The organism is Bradyrhizobium sp. (assembly GCF_017881085.1).
In the GTDB taxonomy this organism is placed as follows: Bacteria; Pseudomonadota; Alphaproteobacteria; order Rhizobiales; family Xanthobacteraceae; genus Bradyrhizobium.
Genome location: NZ_JADGRI010000015.1, coordinates 25250 through 31872 on the forward strand (window position 1 = coordinate 25250; position 6623 = coordinate 31872).

A 6623-nucleotide genomic window follows, 5' to 3' on the forward strand; every position below is an offset into this window, starting at 1 on the left:
CTGACCGGTTGATGCGATAGGTGACGCTTCGTTATTTCGTCGCTGGAGTGTGCGCTTGCGAAGAACCAAATGGGGCGGAATCGCCGATGACTGTTTCCGCGGGAGCGGCTTTTTTCGCGTCGGCGAGCGCGACGGTGTGTTCTGGCTGGTCGATCCCGACGGCGGCCGCTTTCTTTCCAAGGGCGTGAATACCGTTCGCTTCGATCAGGACCAGGTCGGAAATACCGGTCGCGTGCCGTACGCCGACGCGTGCCGGAAAAAATATGGCAGCCTGTACAACTGGCGCGCGGCAGCCGCCAACCGGCTGGCGAGCTGGCAATTCAACACGCTCGGCTGCTGGTCCGATGAACTCGTCTCCGCTGCAGGATCGTCGCCGCTTGCGAGCACTCCCACGGCCGCTCTTGGCGCCTCTTTCCGGCTGCATCGGCGCGACGAGATATTTCCCGACGTCTTCGATCCGGCATTCCCGGGTCACATCCGCGAAAGCGCCAAAAATCATTGCACGAAGCGGCGCAACGAGGCCCGGTTGCTCGGCACGTTTATCGACAACGAACTGTACTGGTCGCCGGATTGGCGCGGCGCCGACGAGCTTCTGACGCTGTTTCTGAACCTGCCTTCTCACCGCCCTGGCCGCGTCGCTGCCATCCTGAGGTTGGAGGAGCGCTATCGGGAATTTTCGCAATTCAACGCGGTCTGGCATACACGCGCGCGATCATGGGAGGAATTCGGAACCATCGGCCCCGTCGAAGCCCCGTTCTTCAGAATGGCGCCCGGCGGCCTGAACGACGCGCTCGAGACCAAGGCCAACCTCGCCAATCCGACGCGCGCGGCATTTTTCGCCGATTGCGATGCCTTTGTCGCCGTCGTCGCCGAGGCCTATTTCCAGTTGTGCGTCTCGGCCATCCGGGCTGCCGACCCCAATCATCTCGTGATCGGCTCCCGGTTCGGCTATCAGCCGCACCCCAATGTCATCGCCGCGGCCGGCCGCTACCTCGACGTGGTCTCGTTCAATTGCTACGATTTCGACGCCAGTGCGGTGATCGATGCCTATGCGGCGTGCGGCAAACCCTGCCTGATCTCCGAATTTTCCTTCCGCAGTGACGATTCAGGCCTGCCCAATACCAATGGTGCCGGACCGCGGGTGGAAAGCCAGATCGAGCGCGCCCAATGCTTCGAGCGTTATGTCTCTGCCGCGCTGCGAAAACCGGCCGTGGTCGGCTATCACTGGTTCGAGCATGCCGATCAGCCGGCCGAAGGGCGTTTTGACGGCGAGAATTCCAATTTCGGCACGGTGACGATCGAGGACGAGGTCTATGCGGAGCTGACGCAAACGATGACCAGGGTCAATGAAGCCGCCGAGCAGCTTCATGCGGAAGCCGCGCGAACCGTCTAGCCGCCGCCACGACCGAAACCGTCACACGTTGGTTTTCGCCAGACCTTCTTCGGCCTCCGCCACCGCCGCCATGGTGCGAAACACGCTTGCGGGATTGACGCTGATCGAATCGATTCCGAGCCCGGTCAGATAGCGCGCAATCTCCGGATAATTCGCGGGCGCCTCGCCGCAGATGCCGACGTGGCGTCCGTTGCGCTTGGCGCCCACCACGGCCTGCCGAAACATCTCCAGCATACCGGGGTCGCGCTCGTCGAAATCGAACGCGACGATATCGGAATCCCGGTCTACCCCCAGCGTGAGTTGGGTGAGGTCGTTCGAGCCGATGGAAAAGCCGTCGAACAGTTCGGAAAACGCGTCGATCTGAATGACATTGTTCGGAATTTCGCACATTACGAAGATCTCGAGCCCGCCATCGCCGCGCTTGAGCCCGTTGGCCGCCATCGTCGCGATCACGCGCCGGCCTTCCTCGACGGTCCGGCAGAACGGCACCATGATGCGCAGATTGGAAAGACCCATCTTCTCGCGCACCCGGCGCAGCGCCGCGCATTCGAGCGCGAATCCTTCCGCGTAGGCCGGATGGCTGTAACGGGAAGCGCCGCGGAATCCCAGCATTGGATTCTCTTCCTTGGGCTCGAACGCCTCGCCGCCGAGCAGGCTGGCGTATTCGTTGGTCTTGAAGTCGGAAAGCCGCACGATCACCGGCTTCGGATAGAACGCCGCGGCGATGGTGCCGACACCTTCGGAAAGCTTTTGAACAAAGAAATCGGCCGGGGTCTTGTAGCCTTCAACCAGGCGGGCGATCGCCGTTCTCGCCTTGGCGTTAGTGATCTTGTCGGGCTTGAGCAGCGCCATCGGATGCACGCCGATATGCTCGCTGATGATGAACTCCATGCGGGCAAGGCCGACGCCCGATTGCGGCTGCATCGCAGTCCGGAATGCCATTTCGGGGGTGCCGACATTGACCATGATGGCGGTATGCGGCTGTTTCAGCTCGCTGACGGGCGTTCGCGTCACGTCGAAAGCCAGCGTTCCCTGATAAACGCTTCCGATATCGCCTTCGGCGCAGCAGATGGTGACAGTCGTCCCGGTCTTGAGTTTCTCGGTCGCGTGCGTCGCGCCCACCACGGCGGGGATGCCCAGTTCGCGCGCCACGATGGCGGCATGGCAGGTCCGGCCGCCCTTGTCGGTGATGATGCCGCCCGCGATCTTCATGACCGGCTCCCAATCCGGGCTGGTCGCCGGAGCGACCAGGATCTCGCCCGGCTTGAAGGCCGAGAGGTCTCGCGCGGTCGCAATGCGGCGGGTGCGCCCGGCGGCGATTTTCTCCCCCACCGCGCGGCCGGTGACGACGACGGAGCCGCGCCCCTTCAGCGCGTAGGTTTCGTAGACATCCGGCGAACGCTGCGAGGCCACCGTCTCGGGCCGCGCCTGAATGATATAGAGCTTGCCGTCGGAGCCGTCCTTGGCCCATTCGATATCCATCGGCATGGCCGTGCCGGCATGCTTCGAATAATGCGCCTCGATCCGCACCGCGAAGTCCGCCAGATTCAGCACCTCCGCATCGGAAATGCAGAATTTGCGCCGCTCGACATCGGGCACGTTCCGGGTCAGCGTCGCATGGCTGCCGCCGCGCTTGCCGTAGACCATTCGTATTTGTTTGCCGCCAAGCTGGCGGCGCAGGACCGAGCGAAACCCCTGCTTCAGGGTCGGCTTGTGAACGTAGAATTCGTCGGGATCGACCTTGCCCTGGACGATGGTTTCGCCGAGGCCGTAGCAGCCGGTGACGAAGACCACGTCGCGGAATCCGGATTCGGTATCGAGCGTGAAGATGACGCCGCTGGCTCCGATATCCGAGCGCACCATTTTCATCACGGCGATGGAGAGGAAGACCTTGAAGTGATCGAAGCCGTTGTCGATGCGGTAGGAAATCGCGCGATCGGTGAAAATGGAGGCGAAGCAGCGCCGGCAGGCCTCGAACAGGTCCTTCGCGCCCCGCACATTGAGGAAGCTTTCATGCTGGCCCGCGAAGCTCGCGGTCGGCAGATCTTCCGCCGTCGCAGAACTCCGCACGGCGACAGCGACGCCAGGCCCAGCCTCCCGTTCGAGCTGGCGATACGCTTCCAGGATCTGCTCGCGAAGCGGCGCCGTGTCCATCGCCCGGTAAACGACTTCGCGGGCCTTGGCGGCTACGGCCGCAAGCCGCTTGATCTTGCGCTTGTCGAGGCCGTCGAGAAGCCCATGAAGCTCTTCCGCGACGCCGGGCTGCGAAAGCGCATCCCGGTAAGCGTCGGCCGTGATGGCAAAACCGTTGGGGACAGCCACCCCTTCGGACGCGAGCGTTGAATAGAGTTCGCCAAGCGAGGCGGTCTTGCCGCCGACCAGCCCGACGTCCTGCAATCCGATTTCGAGGAACGACCTGATATATCCTGCCATACAGACAATAAATCACCCCGGACTTGTTGCGTATTGATGAAGGTCAAGGTGTCGGATTCGAGCCCGCCACGGGATCCGAAGCGAACGCATGCCGGTCGCGGCCATGCGAGCTGATCTTCTTTCGCGTTGATCGCTGGCGGCGGAAAGCCTGGTGCGGAGCTGCGCGGCCACGACTGCCGTTTTGCCCGGGCTTCGTCGCGCAATGGTTGGTTTGGGCCGGCGCCTGCACCAGAGCACGATCGGTTCTGATTGAATCAGAACCGAAGCTCTGGATTCTTGTTTTGACGCGTTTTCTTCACGCGAACCGGTATCCACTTCGCTCGAAAACGCTATAACATGTGCCGCCATCCACGCCGGGGAACGCAGCCATGCCGCCGCAATTCGACCGCGCCGCAGAAGACCTCGGCAACTCGATCCATCTCGAACACGTCAACGTCCAGGTACCTGACCAGCGATTGGCGACGTTGTTCTATGTCGCGGGCCTCGGCCTTACCCGCGACCCCTATCTGATGGTGTCCGACACCAACATGTGGATCAACGTCGGCCGAAGCCAGTTTCATCTGCCGAGCGGCCAGGCCCAGGTGCTCCGCGGCCATACCGGAATCGTGATCCGGGGCCGCGAAGCCCTGCTCGACCGGCTCGCCTCGGTGGCCGGGAAACTCGACGGCACCGCGTTCGCGTTCAGCGAGCACAACCACTACGTCGAGGCGACTTGTCCCTGGGGCAATCGCGTGCGCTGCTACGAGCCGGATGCCGCGCGCTTCGGGCGCATTACGCTCGGTATCCCCTATATCGAGTTCGAGGTCCCGGCCGGAACGGCGAAAGGCATTTGCGCCTTCTATCCGCAGATCATGGGCATACCGGCCGAACTCGAAAACGGCGACGGCAGGCTGGCGCGCGTGAAGATGGCAAAGGACCAGTATCTGCAGTTCCGCGAGACGGATCGGCCACAGTCGGACTACGACGGCCATCATGTGCAGATGTACATCACGAACTTCTCGGGTCCTTACCGCCTGCTGACGGAACGCGGCCTGGTCTTTCAGGAGGACAACCAATACCAATACCGCTTCCGGGACATCGTCGATCCCGCCGATGGCAGGCACCTGTTCACGGTCGAACACGAGGTGCGCAGCGCCACCCACCCGATGTACCTGCGGCCGCTGATCAACCGAGATCCGGCGCAGACCAACCGCACTTACGCGCACGGCCACGACCAATGGCCCTGGGCCATGGGACCGGATCAGTTCGACGGACGATAGCCGCATCTGTCCCGACCGGATCGATCGTCGTTCGCTATTTGAGTTCGCGTATCGAAGACCCGGACAGCTGGAATGTTTCCGTCGCGGGCTTCGCCATACGTTCGGCACCGATGCCCGGCGCCGTCACCGCGCGGCAATCAGGGCTTTGCGATTAATTTGATGGCGCTGGCAGATCGTCGGCTATGTCGGGCGGGACGCATTTGATCATCTGGTGGAGGCCTAGATGAGAGTTCTATTGCGTTAGCGATGCCATTGAGCGAGCATCGCCTCTCCATCTGCGGCACCTGTAATTTGAATCAGCAACACCCGAGAACCTGTGGGAACTGCACGGCATGCTGCGATGGCTGGCTGCAGATCGAAGTGCGTGGACACCACGTCCGTCCGGGGAAGCCATGTCCGTTCAGTGTCGGGAATACGTGTTCGATTTACAGCGAGCGTCCCCAGCACCCCTGCCGCGAATTCATTTGCGGATGGCTGGTGGCATCAAGTCCGCTGCCTGATTGGATGCGTCCGGACAAGTCCGGCGCAATCATGCTTGCGGCGAACTTTTTCTGGCGCGGCTTGCCGGTCGACGTGCTGGTCCCAGCCGGAGAAGCGCCAAAGAAGAAAGCGCTCGACTGGCTGATGAAGTTCAGCACGGAAAAGAAGCGCTTGCTGATCTACCAGATGAAGGAAGAATGGTTTGCTTTCGGTCCGCCGGCCTTTCAGGCCGAGATATCCGGCCGCATCGCGCGCGGCGAAAAGCCCTGGGCAAGCTGACCGATTGATTTCGCCTTCGCGGCAGCGGAAAACAATTGCGCAATGCACAATTTTTGATTGAAAAATGCTGGCATCAAGAGGAAGGCTCCCTCTGCTCGGCCTCAGGTAAGCCCCTTGAAAAGCTATCAAATCCGTGGCTGTTTTCGCCGAAATCCCCCGTCTCCAGTAAGTTGTTGCAACGCAACAGTATTTTTGTGCCTTTTTTGTTACAGATTACAATTCTTTGACGTGCGGCCCAGCGAAGCCTTCCTTGTGGCATCTGGTATACCTTACGCTGCCATCGCCCATAAGTTGAAACGGGTGCAAAGCGGTGGGGAAAAGCCATGAGGAATAAGCTTCTTTCGGGGACGGCGTGCGCCGCTCTCTGCCTGATCTCGTTCAGCGGTTCAGCACGGTCTGCAACACTCGACGATGTGATGGCACGGCTCGACAAGATCGAGAAAGAAAACGCCGAACTGCGAGCGAAGGTCAAAAACCTGTCTGCCGCAAAGCAGGCGATGGTTGCTCCCTCCGCACCGGTCGTGACTGATCCACAGAAATTCAAGGGCAATCCCGTTCTGCACGGGGCCGTTGCGACGTCGCCGGCGCCGGCACCCACCACCGTGATTGGCGGCATTCCAGTAAAAGCGGGCCCGTTGACGCCGTTGATCGATAACACGACCGTTACGCTTTATGGATCGATCGATTTGTCCGGAGACATTTTCAATCCGTCCGTATTCGATCAGGGAACCAAACTCGGGATCGCGAGCAACATTTCGAGTTTCGGCGTCCGGGTAAGG

Annotated in this window: 5 protein-coding genes; 4 read left to right on the forward strand and 1 reads right to left on the reverse strand. The window is 61.3% G+C overall.

Features of this window, described 5'->3' with window-relative positions; genetic code table 11:
• Nucleotides 1-55 precede the first annotated feature (55 nt).
• Nucleotides 56-1393 (forward strand): agarase, encoded by a 1338-nt coding sequence (locus QZ213_RS02990; protein ID WP_291684560.1) that lies wholly within the window; start codon nucleotides 56-58, stop codon nucleotides 1391-1393.
• Nucleotides 1394-1414: 21 nt separating this feature from the next.
• Here QZ213_RS02990 and ppsA read toward each other — a convergent pair whose 3' ends face one another.
• Nucleotides 1415-3826, reverse strand: a complete 2412-nt coding sequence (gene ppsA / locus QZ213_RS02995; RefSeq protein ID WP_291684561.1) for a phosphoenolpyruvate synthase — start codon at nucleotides 3824-3826, stop codon at nucleotides 1415-1417.
• A 368-nt stretch (nucleotides 3827-4194) separates the two neighbouring features.
• Between ppsA and QZ213_RS03000 the strand changes: the two genes are divergently transcribed.
• From QZ213_RS03000 to QZ213_RS03010, 3 genes are all read left to right on the forward strand, one after another.
• Nucleotides 4195-5085 (forward strand): hypothetical protein, encoded by an 891-nt coding sequence (locus QZ213_RS03000; RefSeq protein ID WP_291684562.1) that lies wholly within the window; start codon nucleotides 4195-4197, stop codon nucleotides 5083-5085.
• 246 nt (nucleotides 5086-5331) lie between these two features.
• Complete coding sequence (locus QZ213_RS03005) at nucleotides 5332-5844, forward strand: hypothetical protein (protein ID WP_291684563.1); 513 nt, start codon at nucleotides 5332-5334, stop codon at nucleotides 5842-5844.
• Between the two features lie 323 nt (nucleotides 5845-6167).
• A partial coding sequence (locus QZ213_RS03010; RefSeq protein ID WP_291684564.1) for a hypothetical protein occupies nucleotides 6168-6623 on the forward strand: 456 nt, incomplete at its 3' end.